Source organism: Sphingomonas radicis (genome assembly GCF_051400635.1).
Taxonomy (GTDB): domain Bacteria; phylum Pseudomonadota; class Alphaproteobacteria; order Sphingomonadales; family Sphingomonadaceae; genus Sphingomonas.
The window spans coordinates 168,023-189,369 of the sequence record NZ_JBLFFG010000006.1 but is presented as its reverse complement, the minus strand read 5'-3'; the positions used below and the strand labels follow the sequence as shown (position 1 = coordinate 189,369).

Sequence of the window (21,347 nt, the reverse complement as noted above, 5' to 3'; positions counted from 1 at the left end):
TCGCGGCCATTCGGCCTGGAAATGGAAATGTCACAGTTAGTTGCGTCCGCGACCATCTTCAGCCTGGCCGGTGACCTGCCCCGTTCGCTCGTCCACGATCCGGAGGCGCCCACCGAATTCGACGCCGCACATCTGATCGACGGGGCCGATCGCCACCCCTGCTCGCTCCACAAGCTCAGCGCCCTCGGCGCGACGCTGCGGGCGGCCGGTCCGTTGCATCAGGACGCTCCGATGCGCCTCGAACTCGCCAACGGCCAGAGCATGGACGGGCGGCTAGCCTGGCACCGCGACCGCGAGGTCGGCTTCGTCTTCGACCAGCCGATCGACGTCATCGGCGCGCTCGCCCGCAACCTCGCCAGCCTCCCCGCCGACCGCCGCCGCGTTCCCCGGGTCGAGACGCAGCAGACGGTTTCGATCCGCCACAATGGCAGGGTCGAGCTGGCACGGAGCCGCAACATCTCGCAGGGCGGCGCCGGGATCGAGACGCGGCTGGCGCTCGCCGCGGGCGACGCGGTGCAACTCACCTTCGACGGGCTCCGCCCGCTCGACGGCGTCGTGCGCTGGGTCCAGGACGGGCTTGCCGGGGTGCGCTTCGGCGAGGAGCTTGCCTGGCAGACGCTGATGCCCTGGCTGCGGCAGCTGCAGCAGAACGGCGCCCGCGCCTCCACCGGCATCGAAATGGAAGGGCTGATCCCGGACAAGCATGCGGTGCGGATCGATGCACCTGCCCGCATCCGCGAAGGCGTCCGCTGGTGGAACGCACGCATCCGCGCACTCACGCCCCACCTCATCGAGCTCGACACCCGTGCTTCAGTCACGACCGGCACCCAGCTCTGGATCTCGCTGCCCAACGTCGGTGGAGGCCCCGCCAATGTGATCGAGACGCGCGGCGGCCGCATCCTGTGTGAATTCCGCCTGCCGCTGCGTCCGACGGATCTGGGCCTGATCACCGGCGGGCGCGGTTCGAGCTAGACGAAAATCCTTGCATTGATCCCTCTGGCGGCGCCAATCGCCTCGTCATGGAACCCCTGCTGCCGGTCACCGAAGCCCAGTCGCGCCTGCTCGCCCTGTCTGGCGCCGTGGAGCCCGAGACGGTGCCGCTGGCGCAGGCCGCAGGCCGCTGGACCGCCGAACCCGTGGTCGCCCGCCGCACCCAGCCCTCGGCGGACATCTCGGCAATGGATGGCTATGCCATCCGCTTCGCCGATCTCCCCGGCCCGTGGCAGGTGATCGGCGAGAGCGCTGCCGGCCGCGGCTTTGCCGGCAGCGTCGGCGCGGGTGAAGCGGTGAGGATCTTCACCGGCGCCCCACTGCCGCCCGGCACGGACACGGTGATGGTCCAGGAAGAAGCGGGTCGCGCAGGCACGCAGCTTACGCTCGAAGGCGAAGGACCCGGCTCTCTGGGCCGCAACGTCCGCCGCCGCGGGCTCGACTTCCTGGAAGGCGACACGCTGATCGCCACGGGGGAGCGGCTGACGCCCGCCCGGCTCGCCCTTGCCGGGGCAGCGGGCCATGGCAGTCTGGTTGTACGGCGGAAGGTCAGGGTTGCGCTGGCGGCGACGGGCGACGAACTCGTATCGCCCGGGGCACCGATCGGTGAGGCGCAACTTCCCGAAACCAACCGCCTGATGCTCGCGGCGCAGCTCGCCGACCTGCCTGTCGAGATCATCGATCTCGGCATCCTGCCCGATCGGCAGGATATGCTCGAAGCGGCGTTTCGCAGCGTCGATGCCGATCTCCTCGTCACTACCGGCGGTGCCTCGGTCGGGGACCACGACCTCGTTCGCCCTGCACTCGAATCCGCGGGGGCAACGATCGACTTCTGGCGGATCGCCCTGCGACCCGGAAAGCCGATGATGGCGGGCAAGCTGGGGAGAATGATCGTCGTCGGGCTGCCCGGCAATCCGGTTTCCGCCTTCGTCACGACGCTGCTCTTCGTGCGCCCGCTGACGGCGCATCTTGGCGGCGCGGCCGATCCCCTGCCCCGCACACGCGAGGTCCGGCTCGGCGAGCCGCTGGCTGCGAACGGTCCCCGCACCGATTATCTCCGCGCCGAACTTCGCAACGGCAGCGTCTTCACCGCCGCGCTTCAGGACAGCGCAATGCTCGGCACGCTCGCCCGCGCCGACTGCCTGATCGTCCGGCCCGCGCACACTCCGGCCGCTACGCCGGGGCAGGCAGTCGAAATCCTCGACATCGCTTGACAAGCGTGGGGAACATTGCGTAAACGTTCCCAGTCTGTTCTAGACAGGAGGACCTGGATGCTCACGCGCAAGCAGCACGAGCTCATCTGCTTCATTGCCGATCGCCTGAATGAGACAGGTGTCTCGCCTTCGTTCGAGGAAATGAAGGAAGCGCTCGATCTCAAATCCAAGTCCGGCGTCCACCGGCTGATCAGCGCGCTGGAAGAACGCGAGTTCATCCGCCGCTTGCCCAATCGTGCCCGCGCGCTCGAAGTGCTCCGCATCCCCGAACGTGGCGATGCGAAAAAGCCGAGCGCCAAAGTGGAAGAATCGAAGCCCACTCCCGCCACTTTGCCGTCGCCGGCCAATGACGTGGTCGAGATTCCGCTCCACGGCCGCATCGCCGCGGGTACGCCGATCGAAGCGCTCGAAGGCTCGACGATGCTTCCGGTGCCCGCCGCGCTGCTCGGCGCCGGCGAGCATTATGCGCTCGAAGTGGCCGGCGATTCGATGGTCGAAGCGGGTATCCTCGACGGTGACTATGCCCTCATCCGCCGTACCGAGGTCGCACGTGACGGCGAGATCGTCGTGGCGCTGATCGAGGATGCCGAGGCAACGCTAAAATATTTCCGCAAGGAAGGCGCGATGGTTCGACTCGATCCGGCCAACCGCGCTTATGATCCGCAGCGCTACCGTCCGGACCAGATCCGCGTGCAGGGCCGGCTCGCCGGACTGCTGCGCAAATATTGATCGGTTCGCCGGCGCTCAGCGTTCGCGCGACGCCGGCTGGACCTTCGGCGGATCGATCCAGGGGTGCGAACCGCCCTCGCGGACAGTCCGGAGACTGGGCCCCGCAAAGCTGATCGCGACACCACCGCTGCGCGCCAGCGTCTCCCGGTCGAGCTTGAGCCAGCGTGGGGCGCAGCCGGGCGGAAGCCGCCTGTCGCTGACGACGATGTCCGCGTTCCGGCACACGGCCATCATCTCTTGCCAGGGCACCAGATAGCTGCTCCGCGTCGCCGCAACCCGCCACTTCCGGCCCTCTGCGGCGAAGTCGATCAGGCAAAGATCGGGGCTGCATCGCGCATCGCGGTTCGTCGCCAGCTCGGCCAGTGCATCCCCCGCCCCGCTGTTCTCGCCGAGCATCGAGCGGGTGTAGTCGCCCGCCCGCTCCCGAAGCAGCGCAAAGCCGCCGTCGCTGGTGCGGATCGCCAAGTGCCTGCCGTCGCCGGTCACGAGCAGATCGGGCGAGGGCGTGAGGAGCGCCCATGCCAATCCCAAGGTCAGCGGAGCGACGCCGGCCCAACGCAACTGCGTCCGCCAGAGCGCCATCCACAGCCCCCCTGCGAGCATCGCCGCATAGGCACCCGTAGGCATCGCCGGCAGCGCGGCAACCGCCCCCGGTGCCGAGGCAGTACGGTGCGCGAGCCAGAGCAGCAGATCGAGGGCGCGGGCGACGAGCCACCACAGCGGCGCGCCGGCACCCAAGGTATCGAGCAGCAGCGCTCCCGCTTCCAGCGGCATGATAACGAAGGTGGTGAGCGGTATCGCGACAATGTTGGCGAGCGCGCCGTAGATGCCCGCGTGGTGGAAGTGGAACAATGCGATCGGCATCAGCGCCAGCTCGACCACAATCCCGGTGAGAAGCAGCGATCCGATGCCGCGCATGATCCGCATTCCGATCGACTCCGCCTCCCGCCGCGCAAACCAGCCGCGGACCTTGGGGCTCTCGTGCAGTGCCACGATCGCAGTCACTGCGGCGAAGCTGAGCTGGAAGCTGGGCCCTGCTGCCGCCTCGGGCCAAAACAACAAAACCAGCATCGCTCCGGCTGCTACGAGTCGCAGCGTGATCGCCTCGCGCCCCAGGCTGAGCGCCAGCAGCACGAGCAGCGCGGCGATGCACGAGCGGACGGTTGGCACTTCCGCACCTGTGAGCAGCGTGTACCCAATCGCCGCGAGCGCCGCAGCGCCCGCTGCTACCAGCGGTAACCGCCAGCGAAGCGCGAGCGTCGGGCTGAGTGCCAGCAGCCGCAGCACGAGCAGCATCGTCGCAGCGGTAACGGCGCTCACATGCAGCCCGCTCACCGACAGCAGATGCGCCAAGCCCGAGCGCTGCATCGCCTCGGCATCGTCGTCGGCGATTGCGCCGCGATCTCCGGTTGCCAGCGCGCTCGCAATTCCGCCGCCGCTTCCGGCAATCCGCGACTGAATGTGCGTGGAGAGCCTTGCACGCAGATCGCTGCCCGGCGCGCTTCCACCCTGCACCAGCTCCACGGCCCCTAACGTCTTCCCAGTCGCGCCTAGTCCCGCGAACCAGGCGACGCGGGCGAAATCATAGGCGCCGGGCACCGCAGGTGACGGCGGTGGCACCAGACGGGCGCGCAGCTGGATAACGGCTCCCCGAGCGAGCCCTGCCGGCGCATCCTTCTGCGCCAGGTTCACCCGCAGCCGCGGCGGAAGATCGAGGCGGTTGCGTGGCACCAGGACGAGACGCACGAGATCGCGCGCTGGAAGAGCCTCGACTCGTTCCACCTGCGCTTCGAAGGTGACCAGCGCAGGTCGCGCGAGCACGGGCGCCGCGACGCGCTCGGCGCGCCACCAGACCAGTGCGCAACCGACTGCCAGCGCCAAGGCCGCAGTTGCGATCGCCCTGGACGCCCGGCCGGAACCGGGCAGAGCGAAGCCCGCCAGTCCCAACGCTGCTCCAGCACAAATCGCCGCGAGCCAGCGCGGCGCATCCGGAAGCAGGAACCAAGCTGCAACCCCCGCTGCAAGCATCACCGGCAGCCACAGCACCAGTTGCTCGCGCTCTGCCTCTAACCAGAGTTCGGTTGTGGTTGCGGCTTGCCGCAATGCACTTCGGACTCCAGTTTGAAGGGAGGATGAGCCCGTGCTAGGGGCCTCGGCGGCTGAGCTGGCCATCGATTTTCAACTCTGGGAGCACGCGCGGTTGAGCGCAATATCTGATACCGGCGCCGGCAAGGCTGTCGTCACGCGCTTCGCGCCTTCCCCCACGGGATTCCTGCACATCGGCGGCGCGCGCACCGCGCTGTTCAACCTGCTGTTCGCACGCCACCATGGCGGCAAGTTCCTGCTGCGTATCGAGGACACCGATCGGGCCCGCTCGACGCAGCCGGCGATCGAGGCGATCCTCGACGGGATGCGCTGGCTCGGCCTGGATTGGGACGGCGAGGTCACCTACCAGTTCGCCCGCGCGGCGCGCCACGCCGAGGTCGCACGCCAGCTTCTCGCCGCCGGCCACGCCTACAAATGTTTTGCCACGGCGGAAGAGCTGGAGGCGATGCGCGCCGAGCAGCGCGCCAGCAAGCAGCCGCTTCGTTACGACGGCCGCTGGCGCGATCGGGACCCCTCCGAGGTCCCCGAAAATGCGCCCTTCGTCATCCGCCTCAAGGCGCCGCGCGAGGGCAGCGTCACGATCGAGGACCGGGTGCAGGGCCCCGTCACGGTCAACAATGCCGAGCTCGACGATTTCGTCCTGCTCCGCTCGGACGGCACACCCACCTACATGCTGGCGGTTGTGGTCGACGACCACGACATGGGCGTGACGCACGTCATCCGCGGTGACGACCATCTCAACAACGCCTTCCGCCAGCTGCCGATCTACCGCGCGATGGGCTGGCCCGAGCCGGTGTATGCCCACATCCCGCTGATCCACGGCGCGGATGGAGCCAAACTCTCCAAGCGCCACGGCGCGCTGGGTGTCGATGCCTATCGCGACGAGCTCGGCATCCTGCCGGAAGCGCTGTCCAACTATCTCCTCCGCCTCGGCTGGGGCCACGGCGACGACGAGATCATCAGCCGGGAGCAGGCAATCGAGTGGTTCGAGCTCGAGGGCGTGGGGAAATCACCATCCCGGTTCGATCTGAAGAAGCTCCAGAACCTGAATGGTCATTATATCCGCATCGCCGACGACGATCGACTCGCGGATTTGGTGGCGGCGCGACTCGGCTTCGGAATCAACGAATCGCAGCGCGAACTTCTGCGCCGCAGCATGGCTTTCCTGAAGCCGCGCGCCGCGAATCTCCTCGAACTCGCCGACGGAGCGACGTTCCTTTTTCGCACTCGCCCACTCGAATTGGACGAAGGCGCGGCGGCTCTGCTAGAGGGCGACGCGCGAGCCCTCCTGGCCCAGATCCACGCTGCGCTTGACGCGAGCGGAAGCTGGGATACGGAGACGCTCGAAGCGGCGGTACGCACCGTCGCGGACAATGCGGGGGTCAAACTGGGGGCTGTCGCGCAACCCCTGCGCGCAGCACTCACCGGGCGGCGTACCTCTCCCGGCATCTTCGACGTTCTGGCGTTGCTGGGACGGGAGGAGAGCCTGGGGCGTATCGCCGACCAGATGACGAAAACCGCCTGAGGGTCACAGGAACAAGGACGACGATTATGAGCGACACGGCAAAGCTGCAGGTTCCGGGAAAGGATGTTGAATACCCGATCCTCTCAGGCAGCGTCGGGCCGGACGTCGTCGATATCCGCAAGCTCTATGGCCAGACCGGGCTCTTCACCTATGATCCCGGCTTCACCTCCACCGCGTCGTGCGAATCAGGCCTGACCTATATCGACGGCGACGAAGGCGTTCTGCTCCACCGCGGCTATCCGATCGGCCAGCTCGCCGAGCAGTCGAGTTTCATGGAAGTCGCCTATCTGCTGCTCAACCACGAGCTGCCGAGCAAGGACGAGCTCGACAAGTTCATCTACACGATCAGCCGCCACACGATGCTGCACGAGCAGCTCGCGACCTTCTACCGCGGCTTCCGCCGCGACGCGCACCCGATGGCGGTGATGTGCGGCGTGGTCGGCGCGCTTTCGGCCTTCTACCACGATTCGACCGACATCACCGACCCGCAGCAGCGGATGATCGCCAGCCATCGGCTGATCGCCAAGATGCCGACGATTGCGGCGATGGCGTACAAGTACAGCATCGGCCAGCCGTTCCTCTATCCCGACAACAGCCTGTCCTATACCGGCAACTTCCTGCGCATGACCTTCGGCGTTCCCGCCGAGGAGTATGAAGTGAACCCGGTGGTAGAGAAGGCGCTCGACCGGATCTTCATCCTCCACGCCGACCACGAGCAGAACGCCTCGACTTCGACCGTGCGGCTCGCCGGTTCGTCCGGCGCGAACCCCTTCGCGTGCATCGCGGCGGGCATCGCCTGCCTGTGGGGCCCGGCACATGGCGGCGCCAACGAGGCGGCGCTCAACATGCTCCACGAGATCGGCCGTCCCGAGCGCATTCCCGAGTATATCGCGCGCGCCAAGGACAAGAATGATCCGTTCCGCTTGATGGGCTTCGGCCACCGCGTCTACAAGAACTACGATCCGCGCGCGACCGTGATGCAGCAGACGGTGCGCGAGGTGTTCGCGGCGCTCAAGGTCAACGATCCGGTGTTCGAGGTGGCGCTCCAGCTCGAGGAAATGGCGCTCAAGGACGATTATTTCGTCGAGAAGAAGCTGTTCCCGAACGTCGACTTCTATTCGGGCGTGATCCTCTCGGCGATCGGCTTCCCGACGACGATGTTCACCGTGCTCTTCGCGCTCGCCCGCACCGTCGGCTGGGTTGCGCAGTGGAACGAGATGATCTCGGACCCCGAGCAGAAGATCGGCCGCCCACGTCAGCTCTACACGGGCCCGACGCAGCGCGACTACATCGCGGTTGAGAAGCGCTGAACCAATCCGGCGTGCCCCGGCGAGGCCGGGGCATCGCCTCCTTCAGTTCGACCGGGCCAAACGCTAATTTGACTCTTTTCACGGAAACGCGCTCAATCTCGCAACTTTATTACGCGCCGCGTGCGCATTGCCCTGCGATGTCAAAGAGCGCGTAGCCAAGCCCGGATCGAGCGAAGCAGGCGAAATCCTATTCTGCAAGCCCCTACTAACATATCCGAGCACGGATTGCTGGCGTCACATCCCGACAGCAGGAATTGAGCTTACCGCTGGCCGGAGAACGGCCGCTCTATTCTCCGCGAACCAGCGCGGCGAGCAGGTCATAATAGGGGGCGAGATCGATCGGTTCGGGGAATTCGCAGCCCAGCCCGCCGCCGAGCGACCAGCGAACCTGCGCTTCGATCGCGCCGACTTCCGGCAAGCGCACCCGGATGCGGTTCCCCGCTGCGAGCGGCTCTTCGCAGCGGGCCATCAGCCCGTGGGGCGAAATATTGACGACCAGCAGCGTGTGATGTCCGCCGTCCAGCGCTATCGCACTCGTGCGATAGCCGACCTCTTCGCGCTCGGCCCGCCTCGGATCGGCGCGCGCCAGACTTTCCGTCCCAAGGCTCATACCCGGCTCCCCCCGAAGCATAAGAAGGCCGGACTAGCCCGGCCCCCCAAGTGAGGCGAACAAAGCTGCCTGATAAAGGCTTACGCGGGGTTAAGGATTCCGTGATGCTTGCGCCCGGCGGAGAGGCGCACCGGCTGGGCCACCGCCACTACCAGCGCCTCGTCCTCCACCTTCTCGCCGTCGACGCGCGCGCCACCGCCCTTGATCAGCCGGCGGGCTTCTCCCTTGGAGGCGCACAGCCCGAGCCCGACAAGCGCATCCACCACCGCGATGCTGCCCCCGGGGACGGCAAGGCTCGGTAGCGCCTCACCCGCAGCGCCTTCCTCGAAAGTGCGGCGCGCGGTTTCGGCGGCTTCCACCGCGGCTTCGGGGCCCCGGCACATCGCGGTCGCCTCGTTGGCCAGTATCTTCTTGGCCTCGTTGATCTCGGCGCCTTCCAGCGCCTCGAGCCGCGCCACTTCGTCGAGCGGCAGATCGGTGAACAGCCGCAGGAAACGGCCCACGTCGCGATCGTCGGTGTTTCGCCAGAACTGCCAATAATCATAGTGCGAGAGCTGATCGGGGTTGAGCCACACCGCGCCCGACATGGTCTTGCCCATCTTGCCGCCGTCGGCAGTGGTGATCAGCGGCGTGGTGACACCGTAGACCTCGGCACCATCGACGCGGCGCGCGAGCTCGATGCCGTTGACGATGTTGCCCCACTGGTCCGATCCGCCCATCTGGAGGCGGCAGCCGGCGCGGCGTGCCAGCTCCAGGAAGTCATAGCCCTGGAGGATCATGTAGTTGAATTCGAGGAAGCTGAGCGACTGTTCGCGATCGAGCCGCAGCTTGACCGAATCGAAGCTGAGCATCCGGTTGACCGAGAAATGCCGGCCGATGTCGCGCAGGAACGGGATGTATTCGAGCTTGTCGAGCCAATCGGCATTGTCGACCATCACGGCATCGGTGGGGCCATCGCCGAAAGTGAGGAAATTCTGGAAGACCGTCTTGATCGAGGCGATGTTGCCCTTGATCACCTCGTCGGTCATGAGCTTGCGCGCTTCGTCCTTGAAGCTCGGATCACCGATCTTGCCCGTGCCGCCGCCCATCAGGACGATCGGCTTGTGGCCGCTTTGCTGGAGCCGGCGCAGCAGCATGATCTGGACGAGGCTACCCACGTGCAGCGACGGCGCGGTTGGATCGAAGCCGATATAGCCGGGGACGACCTGCTTTTGCGCAAGCGCGTCGAGCCCTTCCGGGTCGGTGACCTGGTGGATATAGCCGCGCGACGAGAGAAGGCGGAGCAGATCGGACTGGTATTCGGTCATGATGCGGCGGCGCTTAGCATGCGTGCCGGTACACACAAACCCGTTCCAAAGCGCGCTTCGACAAGCTCAGCACGAACGGATTATGGATGGGCCCTTTGGACAAGCTGACGCGAACGGGAGTAGAGATGAAGGCCGAACTCAATTCGCACCCGTCCGCACCGCCGCGGGCGATCCACGAGATCGAAGTGGTCGTCGACATCCGCCGCGGACCCACGCTGCTGACCTACCGCGTGACGGGAGCCACACCGATGATTCCCGCGCATGCCGAATCCATACGGACCGATGGGTTGTGGAAGACGACCTGCTTCGAATTGTTCGTCAGGCCCGATAATGCCGAAGCCTATTTCGAATTCAATTTCTCGCCCTCGACCCAATGGGCCGCCTATCGGTTCGATGGCTACCGCGAAGGCATGGCCGAATTGCCGCTCGCTGCGCCGTTGATCGAGCCGATCGAGGACGGGATTCGAGTGCACGTCGATCTGGGAAGCTTGCCCGGCGGGAACTGGCGCATCGCCCTCTCCGCGGTGATCGAGGAGATCGACGGCACCAAATCCTATTGGGCGCTCGCCCACCCGCCGGGAAAACCGGATTTCCATCACGAGGCTTGCTTCGCGCTGGAACTCCCGGCAGCGAGGCAGGCATGAAATTCGGCATAGATCGGCTGCTCGCCGACCCCAGTCTCCGCGCCCCGCTGGAAGGCAAGCGCGTCGCGCTGCTCGCGCACCCCGCCTCGGTGACGGCGGACCTCACGCATTCGCTCGACGCGCTGATGGCGGCCGGGCTCAACGTCTCGGCGGTGTTCGGGCCGCAGCACGGCGTGCGCGGCGACCTGCAGGACAATATGATGGAGTCGCCGGACTTCACTGATCCCCAGTACGGCGTGCCCGTGTTCAGCCTCTACGGCGAAGTGCGGCGCCCCACCGGCCAGTCGATGGGCACGTTCGATGTGATGCTGGTGGATCTGCAGGACGTGGGCTGCCGCATCTACACCTTCGTCACCACCCTGCTCTACGTGCTCGAAGCCGCGGCGGAGCACGGCAAGAGCGTGTGGGTGCTCGATCGTCCCAATCCGGCCGGGCGGCCAGTGGAAGGGCTCACCCTGCTTCCCGGCTGGGAGAGCTTCGTCGGTGCGGGGCCGATGCCGATGCGGCACGGCATGACGCTGGGCGAGATGGGGCACTGGTTCATCGATCGCTTCGGCCTCGACGTGGATTATCGCGTGATCGAGATGGAAGGCTGGCAGCCGGAGGCGGCGCCGGGCTTCGGCTGGCCGCCTGAGCGGCCGTGGATCAACCCGAGTCCCAACGCTGCCAACGTCAACATGGCGCGGGCCTATGCCGGCACGGTGATGCTCGAGGGGACGATGTTGTCCGAAGGGCGCGGCACCACCCGTCCGCTCGAGCTGTTCGGCGCCCCCGACATCGACGCGGACGCGGTGATCGCCGAGATGCGCCGGCTCGCACCGCAATGGCTCGCAGGGTGCACGCTGCGGAGCATGTGGTTCCAGCCGACCTTCCACAAGCATGTCGGCCAGCTCTGCTCGGGCGTGTTCATCCATGCCGAGGGGCCGGGCTATGATCACGACGCCTTCCGGCCGTGGCGGCTCCAGGCCCTGGGGTTCAAGGCGATCCGGCGGCTCTATCCCGATTATGCGCTGTGGCGCGATTTCCCGTATGAATACGTATTCGACAAGCTGGCGATCGACGTGATCAACGGCGGCCCGGGGCTGCGCGAATGGGTAGACGATCCGGCAGCCGTGCCCGGCGATCTCGACGCGCTGACGCTGCCGGACGAGGCCGCATGGCTCGAAACGCGACGCCCCCATCTTCTCTATTGATTGCACGCGCGGATGCCAGGTCCTAACCACCCGAACATGCTGGCGGGGCTGATTTTCGCAATCGAGGAGGCGAGCGACCGACCCGGGACGCTCGTCGCGACGCTGCCGTTCGGGGGCATGACCCTGCTCGAATATCAGGTGCGGCTGCTCGCCTCGGCAGGCGCCGAGCAGGTGCTGATCGCGGTCGGCAGGATGACCCCTGCCCTGCTCGCGGCGGTCAACCGCGCCGGCAGCGGCCGGACGCGAGTCGAGATCGTGCGTTCGGCGGAGGAAGCCGCGGAGAAGATGCCGCCCGATGCGCGCGTGCTGGTGATCGCCGACGGGCTCGTCACCACCGATCCGGTGCTCGACCGCATGGCCGCCGAGGGGCCTGAGGCGCTGCTGGTGACCGACGACCCGCAATCTCCGGCCGCGATCGAGCGGCTCGACATGCGCGACTGCTGGGCGGGGATCGCACGGATTTCGGTGACCCAGCTCGCGCAGATCGCGCAGATGCCCGAGGATTACGACTTCCAGTCGGCGCTGTTGCGGGTCGCGGCGCAATCGGGCGCCGAACATATGCCCCTCGCTGCGGGCCGATTGCGCAGCAGCCATGGCGTGGAGCGCACCGCCGAGGGACTCGCATCGCGTAACACCGGCGTGCTCGCCGCGCTCACCGAGCGCCGTCACGACTGGGCCGACCGCTGGGTGTTCACGCGCATTGCCCGCGCGGTGCTGCCCGAGCTGGTGCGGCGCAGCGTCCCCGGTTGGGCGCTGATGGCGAGCGGGGGGGTGTTCGGCCTGCTCGGGCTCGCCGGGATATGGAAAGGCTGGGAAGGCGCCGGCCTGATCGGCGCGCTGGTCTCGTGCGCGAGCTTTGCTACCGGTGCAGCGATGGCCGCGCTGCGCGGCGAGGAGCGGCGCGCGCGCGGACTGGAAATCGCGATCCTCATGCTGTTCACGCTCGTCGCGCTCACTTGCGGCTGGGTCGAGCAGGCGCGACTTGCTTCCGCGACGCCGCCGGTGCTGGCGCTGGTCGGCGTCGCGGCGCAGCTGCTGGTCGAGCGTGCGCCGTCGCGCCACCGGCGCTGGTGGGCGAGCCCATCGGCGCATCTGCTGCTGCTCACGCCTTTCGCGCTTGCCGGATACGCCTCCTTCGGGCTGGCCGCGGTGGCGATCTACGCCTTCGCGACGCTGGCTGGAGCAGTCGAGGGAACGCGGCAAAAAGCTTAGGCTCGAATTAACGAGATTTCCGCTAACCGGGGCCCCATGTCGGACGATCCCCTCGACGCATCTGTTGGCGCCAAGGAACTGCTCGCGCGTGCGGCAGGCGCCGGCGCGCGCGTCGAATCGGCGATGCGCGTGGTGGTGGAGGACTTTTTCCTGCCGCCGGACGAGCGGCTGGACGACCGCACGCGCGCTGCGCTCGCGACGATGCTTCGACAACTCGTCGACACTATCGAAGCCGAGATCCGCGAATATGGCGTGCGCCAGCTCACCGGGCGCGGAGAGACGGCGCTGGCCGATGCGCTCGCGGCGCCGGGGCCTTCGCTGGTCGAGCGGCTCGCCCAGGCAGGGCTGTTGCGCGACCCCGCGCTTATGGGCGAGCTCATTGCGCGCGTCCGTCTCGAAGTGCTGAGCGCCGGGCTGCCGGTCCAGGCGACCGAGGGGCCTAGCCTGATCAACCGCTTCGCGCAGCATGCCGATCGCCTGCTCGCGGCCAGCGCTGCGGCGGTGCTGATCGCTGAAAACCGCCGCTGCGGGGATGCGATTCAGCTTTCGCGGGCCGACCTGTCGGCCGATCTCCAGCACAGGCTGGTCTGGTGGGTGACTGCGGCGCTGCGCGAACGAACCGTCGTGCCGGACGAAGCTTCATCCCTGCTCGACCGCGTGCTTGCCGAAGGCGCGCGGCGCAGCCTGGCTGCGTATGACGAAGGCGATCGGCTGGAGGCCGCTGCGCTTCGTTTCGCCGCGGCGCTCGATGCGGGCCCGCAGGAGCTTGCCGGGCTGCTCGTCGAATCGCTGGGCGACCGGCGGGCTGCCGTGTTCGCGGCGCTGCTCGCACACGCGCTGGGCACCAGCTACGAGGCCGCGCGCGAACTGGTGCTCGACCCGGCCGCCGAGCGGCTGTGCCTTGCGCTGCGAAGCCTGGATCTCAGCCGCGAGACGATTGCGCAGGTCGGCTATGCGCTCTGCGAAGCGGACAGGCGCCGCGATCTCGAACAGTTCGCCGACATGCTCGATGTCGTGATGACTATCGATACGCCCGAAGCGCGGGCTGCCGTGGAGCCAATCCGGCTCGATCCGCACTATCGCACTGCCGCACTGGCGCTGCGGCGCGCCGGGACACCGGCGTGAACGCCGTGGAACCCGCACTTCCCGCCGCGGTGGGCAGGCTCGACAGCCGGGGCAGGCTGATCGAGGCCGAGCCGCGGCTGCTGGAGCTCAATGCGCGCGCGGGCGGACGGATCGGCGCGCCCTTTGCCGTGCCCTCGATCGCTGCGGTTGCTCGCCTCGCACAGCGGCTGGGCATCACCATCTCGCGCAACGTGATCGCCGCGGACGGCGAGGATGACCTCGACCTGGCGGTACGCGCCGAGCCCGAGGAGGGCGGCGTCCTGCTCGAAGTCAGCGGGTGGCGCGCATACCCCACTTGGCGGGCCGCCGCCGCAAGACCCGATCACGACGGCGATTTCCAGCGCACCGCCGCCGACTGGACATGGGAAACTGACGCTGCGCTGCGCATCACCTTCCTCTCGGTAGAGGCAGGCACGCGCTTCGGTTTCGATGCCGAGGCGATGCTTGGTCAGCCGCTTACCCGGCTGCTCAGCCTTGCGGAGGACGAGCACGGCGAGCTCGCGATCCTGAACGCAATCGCAGGGCAGACGCGCTTCGAGGGGCAGAAGGCCGAAGTCCGCGGCACAGGCCGAATAGTTCGGCTGGAAGGGAGCCCGCGCACCGACGCCAAGGGCCGCTTCGCCGGTTTCACGGGCGCTGCGTATATGCTCGACGTATCGGCGGAGGTGTCGGGGCAACAGCTGGCAGCTGGCACCTGGTTCGGCGGTTTCCCCGATTCGTTCAGCCAGCGGCTCGACCGCGCGCTTCGTGAACCGCTCGGCCGGATCATTGCCAATGCCGACAGCATCAGCGCCCAGGCCGACGGGCCGCTGCGCGCGGACTATGCCGAATATGCCGGCGATATCGCGAGCGCGGGGCGCCACCTGCTCGGGATCGTCGACGATCTCGTCGACCTCCAGGCAATCGAGCGCCCCGATTTCGCACCGAAGCACGAAGCCATCGATCTCGCCGACGTGGCCCGCCGCGCGGCGGGGCTGCTTGCCATGCGTGCGGCCCAGTCCAACGTGCGAATCGATCTTCCGGGCCCGGAAGAAAGGCTCCCCGTCGTCGGCGAAACCCGCCGCTCGCTCCAGGTGCTCGTTAACCTGATCAGCAATGCCGTACGCTATTCGCCAGCCGGCGGAACGGTGTGGATCCGGGTGGAGCGCAACGGGCAGATGGGCTGCGTGATCATCGCCGACCAGGGCAAGGGCATCGCGCCCGAGAGCCACGACCATATCTTCGACAAGTTCAGCAGGCTCGATCCCGACGAGACCGGCGGCAGCGGCCTGGGGCTTTATATCGCTCGCCTCCTGGCGCGTGCGATGGGCGGCGAGCTGATCGTCGACAGCGCCCCGGGGCTGGGTGCGCGCTTCGTCTTCATGCTTCCCTGCCGCGACTGATCTGCGCTCAGCCCGAACGCAGCAGCGCCACGGCGGCGTCGCGTTCGAACAGATAGAGCGCCGTGCGAGCCGCCTGGCCCCGCGGAGTCTTGAGGCTGCGATCCTGATCCACCAGCAGCCGCGCATCGGCATTGGCCGCGACGATCAGCGCCTGCATCATCTCGGGCGTCGCCAGCCGGAACTGCTGCTCGCCCGATTGCCGCGTGCCGAGCAACTCACCGCCGCCGCGCAGCTCGAGGTCGCGCTCGGCGATGACAAAGCCGTCGTTGGTGTCGCGCATCAGCGCGAGCCTGGCGCGGGACGTCTCGCTGAGGCCGCTGCCGCGCAGCAGCACGCAATGGGAGCGACCCCCGCCCCGTCCGACGCGCCCGCGCAGCTGGTGGAGCTGCGCGAGCCCGAAGCGGTCGGCATGCTCGATCACGATCAGCGTTGCGTTGGGAACGTCTACGCCGACCTCGATCACCGTCGTTGCTACCAGCACGCCGATGTCGCCGCTGGCGAAGCGCGCCATCACGGCGTCCTTCTCGGCGCCCTTCATCCGCCCGTGGACCAGCCCGACCTTGTCCCCAAACCGCGCCTGAAGCTGCGCCGCGCGCTCCTCGGCGGCGGCGAGATCGACCTTCTCGCTCTCCTCGACCAGCGGGCACACCCAGTAAGCCTGCCTGCCCGAGCCGAGATGCCGGCCCAGCGCCTCCACGATCTCCCCAAGGCGATCTTCGGAGATCACGCTGGTCTCGACCGGTTCGCGCCCCGGCGGCATCTCATCGAGCCGGCTGACGTCCATCTCGCCGTGCGTGGCGAGCTGGAGGGTTCGCGGAATCGGAGTCGCGGTCATTGCCAGCAGGTGCGGCGGCACCTGCGCCTTGGACTGGAGCATCAGCCGTTCGGCGACGCCGAAGCGATGCTGCTCGTCGACCACCACCAGGCCGAGATCCTTGTAGCGGACTCCCTCCTGAAAGATCGCGTGGGTGCCGACGAGGATGTCGACCGATCCGTCGGCGAGCCCCATAAGCGTCGCCTCCCGGGATTTGCCCTTGTCGCGCCCGGTGAGGATCGCGACGTTGACGTCCATCCCCGAAAGAACGCGCGTGAGCGTCTCGAAATGCTGGCGCGCGAGGATCTCGGTCGGCGCCAGCATCGCGCCCTGTGCGCCGGCCTCGGCGGCGATCAGCAGCGCCATCGTCGCCACCAGGGTCTTGCCCGAGCCGACATCGCCCTGGAGCAGCCGCAGCATCGGCTGGCTCTGTGCCATGTCGCCTTCGATCTCGCGGATCGTCCGCGCCTGCGCGCTCGTGGGGGCGTAGGGCAGCCGAAGCGCGTCGCGCAGCCTGCCGTCACCCTGCAACGGCCGTCCACGCCGGGCGCGCGCGGCGCCGCTCACCAGCAGCAGCGCGAGCTGGTTGGTGAAGATCTCGTCATAGGCGAGTCGTTCGCGCGCCTTGGCATCGGCGGGATCAGCATGAATGCCGACCAGCGCCTCCTTCCATGCAGGCCAGTCGCGCTGCGCCTTGAGGCTCGGCTCAATCCAATCGGGAAGTTCGGGCGCGCGTTCGATCGCCTGCGCAGCCAGCGCGGCGATCCGCTTCGAAGTGATTCCTTCCGAGCACGGATAGATCGCCTCGCGCCCGCCGGCTTCGTCCTTCTGGTCGAGCGGCAGGACATAGTCGGGGTGCACGATCTGCAGGTCCTGCCCGTATTGCTCGAGCTTGCCGGAGACCCAGCGCGGCTCGTTCAAGGGCAGCAGCTTCTTCACCCAGCCCGAATTGCCGCCGAAATAGACCAGGGTGACGTGATTCCCGTGCGCATCGACTGCCTGCACGCGTGCCGGCGCCCGCGCGCTACCGCCCATGCGATAGCTTACCGGCGTCAGCTGGATCGCGATCACGCGTCCCGCGTCCGCCGCCATCAGCTCGTCGCGCTCGATTCGGTCGATGAATCCGGTGGGCAGATGGAAGGCGACGTCGACCGCGCGCGCCAGCCCCAGCCGCTCCAACGGCTTGGCGAGCCCCGGGCCGATGCCCTTGAGCGCGGTGACTTCCGCGAACAGTGGATTGAGAATGTCGGGCCGCATGACTATTTCGGCCCTACACCGAAGCCGACGGTCGCTCAAAGCGCCGCCGGCCAATTTGCGTTGGAGCCTATGGATCGCGATCACCGTCTCAAGCGCCTGCGCTTCCGCGCCTGGCACCGCGGCGTCAAGGAAGCCGACCTGCTGATCGGGGGATTCTTCGATGCGCATGCCCAGCGCTGGGACGATGCCGAGATCGCGCTGTTCGAGACACTGCTCGAGGAGCAGGACGTCGACATCATGGCCTGGGCAATGGGAACACAGCCGGTGCCTGAACGCTATGCGGGCACGGTGATGAATGCGCTCAAGACGCTGAATTACGTGCCGATTTCATCCTAACTCCCTCTCCCCTTCGGGGAGAGGGTCGGGGAGAGGGGCAAGCACCGCACCCTCTCCACCCTGCCCCTCTCCCAACCCTCTCCCCGAAGGGGAGAGGGCTTTGCAGGACGCCGATGCCCGACCTAAAGACGATCCTCTCCGCAACCCGTCCCCTCACCCTTTCGGGTGTACCGGCCGGATTCCTCCCTTGGATGCTCGCCGATCTGGCGCGCGCGGGCACGGCGGTGTTCGTCGCGCCTGATGAAGCGGCAATGCGCGCGGTTGCCTCGACTGCCGGTTTCTTCGCGCCCGAGCTCGAGATTTTCGCTTATCCCGCGTGGGATTGTCTGCCCTACGACCGCGCCTCGCCCACGCTGCGCGTCATGGCCGAGCGGCTGGCGACGCTCCATGCGCTCCAGACGAAGTCCGACAAGCCGCGCCTGCTCGTCACCACCGTCAACGCGACTTCCCAGCGGACGCTCACGCCGTTCCGCATCCGGCAGCTGGTGGCGACGCTCGCTCCGGGCGAAAGTATCGGGCTCGATCGGCTCGCATCACTGCTCCAGGCCAACGGCTATGTCCGAGTCGACACGGTGAACGATCATGGCGAGTTCGCGGTGCGCGGCGGGTTGGTCGATCTCTTCCCCTCGGGCTCCGAACAGGCGCTGCGGCTCGATTTCTTCGGCGACGAGATCGAGAGCGTGCGCACCTTCTCGCCCGAGGATCAGCGCACCACTGGCCGGATCGACGGCTTCACCCTCCTCCCGGCCTCTGAAGCGCTGCTCGACGAGGAATCGGTCAAGCGTTTCCGTGCGCGCTACCGCGAGCAGTTCGGCGCGACCGCGACGGGCGACCCGCTCTACCAGGCGATCAGCGACGGGCGCCGGCTCGCCGGCATGGAGCATTGGCTGCCGCTTTTCGAGGACAGGCTGGAGACGCTGTTCGAGCATCTTCCCGACGGCGTGGTGATCGTCCGCGACACTGCAACCGAAGGGGCAGCGCAGCAGCGTTTCGAGGCGATCGCCGACTATCACCAGAACCGGGCGCGGGCCGAATCCTCGGCGCCGGGCAGCTATCGTCCGCTTCCCGCCGACACGCTCTATCTGACGCCCGAGCAATGGGCGCGCGCGCTAGATGCCGCGGCGGTGCATATCGCCACCCCCTTCCACGAGCCCGAGAGCGATCGCGTGCTCGAGTTCAATGTGGATGGCCCGCGCGACTTCACGCCCGAACGCGCATCGGGCGTGAATGTCTATGAAGCGGTGGTCGCGCACCTCGCCAAGGTGCGCAAGGATGGACGCAAGCCGATCCTCGCCAGCTATTCGAACGGCGCGCGCGAGCGGCTTTCGGGACTGCTCGCCGATCATGGACTGAAAGGCGCGCGTCCTGCCGGAACCTGGCAGGAAGCGCTCGGCGCTGCGGACAAGGGCGTCGCCCTGATCGTGCTGCCGCTCGACCACGGCTTCACCGCCCCCGACGTGGCGCTGCTCACCGAGCAGGACATGCTCGGCGACCGGCTCGTCCGCCGATCGAAGCGCCGCAAGAACACCGACGCCTTCCTCCAGGAGCTGGCAACCCTGTCGCCCGGTGACCTGGTGGTGCATGTCGATCACGGCATCGGCCGCTACGAGGGGCTGACCCAGATCCCGGTGCAGAAGGCGCCGCACGACTGCGTGGCGCTCGAATATGCCGGCGGCGACAAGCTCTACGTCCCGGTCGAGAACCTCGAAGTGCTGAGCCGCTACGGATCGGGCGAGGAAGGCGCGACCCTCGACCGGCTCGGCGGCGAGGCGTGGCAGCGGCGCAAGTCCAAGATGAAGGAGCGGATCCGCGAGATCGCGGGTGAGCTCATCGCGACCGCGGCCAAACGCGCCACCCGCGCGGCCGACGTCGCCGAGCCCGATTCGGGCGGCTACCCGGCCTTCGTCGATCGCTTTCCCTATGAAGAGACCGACGATCAGGACCGCGCGATCGGCGACGTGCTCGAAGACCTCGCTGCCGGCCGGCCGATGGACCGGCTCGTCGTCGGCGACGTCGGCTTCGGCAAGACCGAGGTGGCGCTGCGGGCTGCGTTCGTCGCCGCGATGTCGGGGATGCAGGTGGCGATCGTCTGCCCCACCACGCTACTCGCGCGCCAGCATCACCGCAACTTCGTCGAGCGTTTCCAGGGCTTTCCGATCAACATCGGCCGCCTGTCGCGCCTCGTTCCCGCCGGGGAGGCAAAGGCGACCAAGGAGGGCCTGGCCGCCGGCACGATCGATATCGTGATCGGCACGCACGCCGTGCTCGCCAAGGGAGTCGAGTTCAAGCGGCTGGGGCTCGTGGTGGTCGACGAGGAGCAGCGCTTTGGCGTGACGCACAAGGAGCGGCTGAAAGCGCTCAGGGTCGATGTCCATGTGCTGACGCTCACCGCGACGCCGATCCCGCGCACGCTCCAGATGGCGATGAGCGGCCTGCGCGAGCTTTCGGTGATCCAGACACCGCCGGTCGATCGGCTCGCGGTGCGCACCTATGTGATGCCCTGGGACCCAGTGGTGCTGCGCGAGGCGCTGCTGCGCGAGCATTATCGCGGCGGCCAGGCCTATTTCGTCACGCCGCGTATCTCTGACCTGCCGGAGATCGAGGAATTCCTGCGCGAGGCCGTGCCCGAGGTCCGCTATGTCGTCGCGCACGGCCAGATGTCGCCGACCGAGGTCGAGGAGCGGATGTCGGCCTTCTATGACCGCAAGTTCGAAGTGCTGGTCTCGACCACGATCGTCGAGAGCGGGCTCGACATTCCTTCCGCCAATACGCTGATCGTCAACCGCGCGGACAAGTTCGGCCTTGCCCAGCTCTATCAGCTGCGCGGCCGCGTCGGGCGATCGAAGACGCGCGCCTATGCCTATATGACGACGCCCCCCGAGCGGATGATGACCGAAGCGGCCGAAAAGCGGCTCAAGGTCCTCTCCGACCTCGAATCGCTGGGCGCCGGCTTCCAGCTCGCGAGCCACGATCTCGACATTCGCGGCGCGGGCAATCTGCTCGGCGACGAGCAGTCGGGCCACATCAAGGAAGTCGGCTACGAACTCTACCAGTCGATGCTCGAGGAAGCGATCCTGGAGGCCAAGTCGGGCGGGCTTGCCGACGAGCGGCCAAAGGACTTGTCGCCGCAAATCACCGTGGACGCGCCGATCCTCATTCCCGAGGAATATGTGCCCGATCTCGACCTGCGCATGGGGCTCTACCGCCGCCTCAACGAAGTCGAGGATACGCGCGGGATCGAGGAATTTGCCGCCGAGCTGATCGACCGATTCGGCAAGCTGCCCGAGCCTACCGACAATCTGCTGCGGCTGATCGAGACCAAGCTCAACGCGAAGAAGGCGTGCATCGCCAAAATCGACGTCGGGCCCAAGGGTGCGCTGGTCAGCTTCCACGAGGACAAATTCCCCAACGTTCCCGGGCTGTTGGCCTATGTCGACAAGCTCGGCGAGACTGCGCGGCTGCGTCCGGACATGAAACTCGTCATCAACCGGGCCTGGGCGAACCCCGCGGCGCGGCTGCACGGCGCGCTCCAGCTCTCGCGGGGCTTGGCAAAGGCAGCCGGCTAGGCGCAGGGATGCGCGGGGAGGGTTGGC

16 protein-coding genes are annotated in these 21,347 nt (G+C 67.4%); 12 read left to right on the top strand and 4 right to left on the bottom strand.

Annotated elements, in window-relative coordinates; translation table 11 throughout:
* Positions 1 to 27 precede the first annotated feature (27 nt).
* The 3 genes from ACMGDH_RS17830 to lexA are packed head-to-tail and all read left to right on the top strand — an operon-like array spanning position 28 to position 2,933.
* Positions 28 to 972: a PilZ domain-containing protein gene (locus tag ACMGDH_RS17830; protein WP_436829321.1), complete on the top strand. Its 945-nt coding sequence runs from the start codon at positions 28 to 30 to the stop codon at positions 970 to 972.
* Positions 973 to 1,019: 47 nt separating this feature from the next.
* A complete protein-coding gene (locus ACMGDH_RS17825) occupies positions 1,020 to 2,204 on the top strand; it encodes a molybdopterin molybdotransferase MoeA (RefSeq protein WP_436829320.1) in 1,185 nt (394 codons plus the stop codon).
* Between the two features lie 57 nt (positions 2,205 to 2,261).
* Positions 2,262 to 2,933, top strand: a complete 672-nt coding sequence (lexA, locus tag ACMGDH_RS17820) for a transcriptional repressor LexA (RefSeq protein WP_436829319.1) — start codon at positions 2,262 to 2,264, stop codon at positions 2,931 to 2,933.
* Positions 2,934 to 2,948: 15 nt separating this feature from the next.
* On the opposite strand, the gene ACMGDH_RS17815 is transcribed toward lexA, so the two are convergent.
* Positions 2,949 to 5,105 (bottom strand): ComEC/Rec2 family competence protein, encoded by a 2,157-nt coding sequence (locus ACMGDH_RS17815; protein ID WP_436829318.1) that lies wholly within the window; start codon positions 5,103 to 5,105, stop codon positions 2,949 to 2,951.
* A 28-nt stretch (positions 5,106 to 5,133) separates the two neighbouring features.
* Between ACMGDH_RS17815 and gltX the strand changes: the two genes are divergently transcribed.
* Positions 5,134 to 6,564, top strand: coding sequence for a glutamate--tRNA ligase (gene gltX / locus ACMGDH_RS17810; RefSeq protein WP_436829317.1), 1,431 nt, complete (start codon positions 5,134 to 5,136; stop codon positions 6,562 to 6,564).
* Positions 6,565 to 6,590: 26 nt separating this feature from the next.
* On the top strand, positions 6,591 to 7,874 hold the full coding sequence (locus tag ACMGDH_RS17805; protein ID WP_436829316.1) for a citrate synthase: 1,284 nt from the start codon (positions 6,591 to 6,593) through the stop codon (positions 7,872 to 7,874).
* 286 nt (positions 7,875 to 8,160) lie between these two features.
* Here ACMGDH_RS17805 and ACMGDH_RS17800 read toward each other — a convergent pair whose 3' ends face one another.
* Both ACMGDH_RS17800 and tyrS read right to left on the bottom strand, forming a co-directional pair.
* Complete coding sequence (locus ACMGDH_RS17800) at positions 8,161 to 8,484, bottom strand: PilZ domain-containing protein (protein ID WP_436829315.1); 324 nt, start codon at positions 8,482 to 8,484, stop codon at positions 8,161 to 8,163.
* Between the two features lie 80 nt (positions 8,485 to 8,564).
* On the bottom strand, positions 8,565 to 9,791 hold the full coding sequence (tyrS, locus tag ACMGDH_RS17795) for a tyrosine--tRNA ligase (RefSeq protein WP_436829314.1): 1,227 nt from the start codon (positions 9,789 to 9,791) through the stop codon (positions 8,565 to 8,567).
* Between the two features lie 125 nt (positions 9,792 to 9,916).
* On the opposite strand from tyrS, the gene ACMGDH_RS17790 reads away from it, so the two are divergent.
* From ACMGDH_RS17790 to ACMGDH_RS17770, 5 genes are read left to right on the top strand one after another with little or no spacing between them, the layout of a single operon-like run.
* Positions 9,917 to 10,435 carry a DOMON-like domain-containing protein gene (locus ACMGDH_RS17790; RefSeq protein ID WP_436829313.1) on the top strand — a complete coding sequence of 173 codons (519 nt, stop codon included), beginning with the start codon at positions 9,917 to 9,919 and terminating at the stop codon, positions 10,433 to 10,435.
* Entirely contained in the window at positions 10,432 to 11,628 is a 1,197-nt protein-coding gene (locus tag ACMGDH_RS17785; protein WP_436829312.1) for an exo-beta-N-acetylmuramidase NamZ family protein, read from the top strand. Before ACMGDH_RS17790 ends, ACMGDH_RS17785 begins: the two co-directional genes overlap by 4 nt.
* A 12-nt stretch (positions 11,629 to 11,640) precedes the next feature.
* Positions 11,641 to 12,840: a hypothetical protein gene (locus tag ACMGDH_RS17780; RefSeq protein ID WP_436829311.1), complete on the top strand. Its 1,200-nt coding sequence runs from the start codon at positions 11,641 to 11,643 to the stop codon at positions 12,838 to 12,840.
* 36 nt (positions 12,841 to 12,876) lie between these two features.
* Positions 12,877 to 13,965, top strand: a complete 1,089-nt coding sequence (locus tag ACMGDH_RS17775) for a DUF2336 domain-containing protein (RefSeq protein WP_436829310.1) — start codon at positions 12,877 to 12,879, stop codon at positions 13,963 to 13,965.
* Positions 13,962 to 15,347 carry a sensor histidine kinase gene (locus tag ACMGDH_RS17770; RefSeq protein WP_436829309.1) on the top strand — a complete coding sequence of 462 codons (1,386 nt, stop codon included), beginning with the start codon at positions 13,962 to 13,964 and terminating at the stop codon, positions 15,345 to 15,347. Before ACMGDH_RS17775 ends, ACMGDH_RS17770 begins: the two co-directional genes overlap by 4 nt.
* Before the next feature lie 7 nt (positions 15,348 to 15,354).
* On the opposite strand, the gene recG is transcribed toward ACMGDH_RS17770, so the two are convergent.
* Complete coding sequence (gene recG, locus ACMGDH_RS17765; RefSeq protein WP_436829308.1) at positions 15,355 to 17,418, bottom strand: ATP-dependent DNA helicase RecG; 2,064 nt, start codon at positions 17,416 to 17,418, stop codon at positions 15,355 to 15,357.
* Between the two features lie 69 nt (positions 17,419 to 17,487).
* On the opposite strand from recG, the gene ACMGDH_RS17760 reads away from it, so the two are divergent.
* A complete protein-coding gene (locus ACMGDH_RS17760) occupies positions 17,488 to 17,754 on the top strand; it encodes an FAD assembly factor SdhE (protein WP_436829307.1) in 267 nt (88 codons plus the stop codon).
* Between the two features lie 113 nt (positions 17,755 to 17,867).
* Positions 17,868 to 21,320, top strand: a complete 3,453-nt coding sequence (gene mfd / locus ACMGDH_RS17755; RefSeq protein WP_436829306.1) for a transcription-repair coupling factor — start codon at positions 17,868 to 17,870, stop codon at positions 21,318 to 21,320.
* The last annotated feature ends 27 nt before the right edge of the window (positions 21,321 to 21,347 follow it).

Bases quoted from the DNA above. Each gene is read 5' to 3' on its own strand.
- ACMGDH_RS17800 (WP_436829315.1), bottom strand. From the start codon at position 8,484: ATGAGCCTTGGGACGGAAAGTCTGGCGCGCGCCGATCCGAGGCGGGCC.
- ACMGDH_RS17785 (WP_436829312.1), top strand. From the start codon at position 10,432: ATGAAATTCGGCATAGATCGGCTGCTCGCCGACCCCAGTCTCCGCGCC.
- ACMGDH_RS17790 (WP_436829313.1), top strand. From the start codon at position 9,917: ATGAAGGCCGAACTCAATTCGCACCCGTCCGCACCGCCGCGGGCGATC.
- ACMGDH_RS17760 (WP_436829307.1), top strand. From the start codon at position 17,488: ATGGATCGCGATCACCGTCTCAAGCGCCTGCGCTTCCGCGCCTGGCAC.
- ACMGDH_RS17825 (WP_436829320.1), top strand. From the start codon at position 1,020: ATGGAACCCCTGCTGCCGGTCACCGAAGCCCAGTCGCGCCTGCTCGCC.
- ACMGDH_RS17780 (WP_436829311.1), top strand. From the start codon at position 11,641: ATGCCAGGTCCTAACCACCCGAACATGCTGGCGGGGCTGATTTTCGCA.
- ACMGDH_RS17775 (WP_436829310.1), top strand. From the start codon at position 12,877: ATGTCGGACGATCCCCTCGACGCATCTGTTGGCGCCAAGGAACTGCTC.
- recG (WP_436829308.1), bottom strand. From the start codon at position 17,418: ATGCGGCCCGACATTCTCAATCCACTGTTCGCGGAAGTCACCGCGCTC.
- ACMGDH_RS17805 (WP_436829316.1), top strand. From the start codon at position 6,591: ATGAGCGACACGGCAAAGCTGCAGGTTCCGGGAAAGGATGTTGAATAC.
- ACMGDH_RS17815 (WP_436829318.1), bottom strand. From the start codon at position 5,105: ATGGCCAGCTCAGCCGCCGAGGCCCCTAGCACGGGCTCATCCTCCCTT.
- ACMGDH_RS17830 (WP_436829321.1), top strand. From the start codon at position 28: ATGTCACAGTTAGTTGCGTCCGCGACCATCTTCAGCCTGGCCGGTGAC.
- mfd (WP_436829306.1), top strand. From the start codon at position 17,868: ATGCCCGACCTAAAGACGATCCTCTCCGCAACCCGTCCCCTCACCCTT.
- tyrS (WP_436829314.1), bottom strand. From the start codon at position 9,791: ATGACCGAATACCAGTCCGATCTGCTCCGCCTTCTCTCGTCGCGCGGC.
- lexA (WP_436829319.1), top strand. From the start codon at position 2,262: ATGCTCACGCGCAAGCAGCACGAGCTCATCTGCTTCATTGCCGATCGC.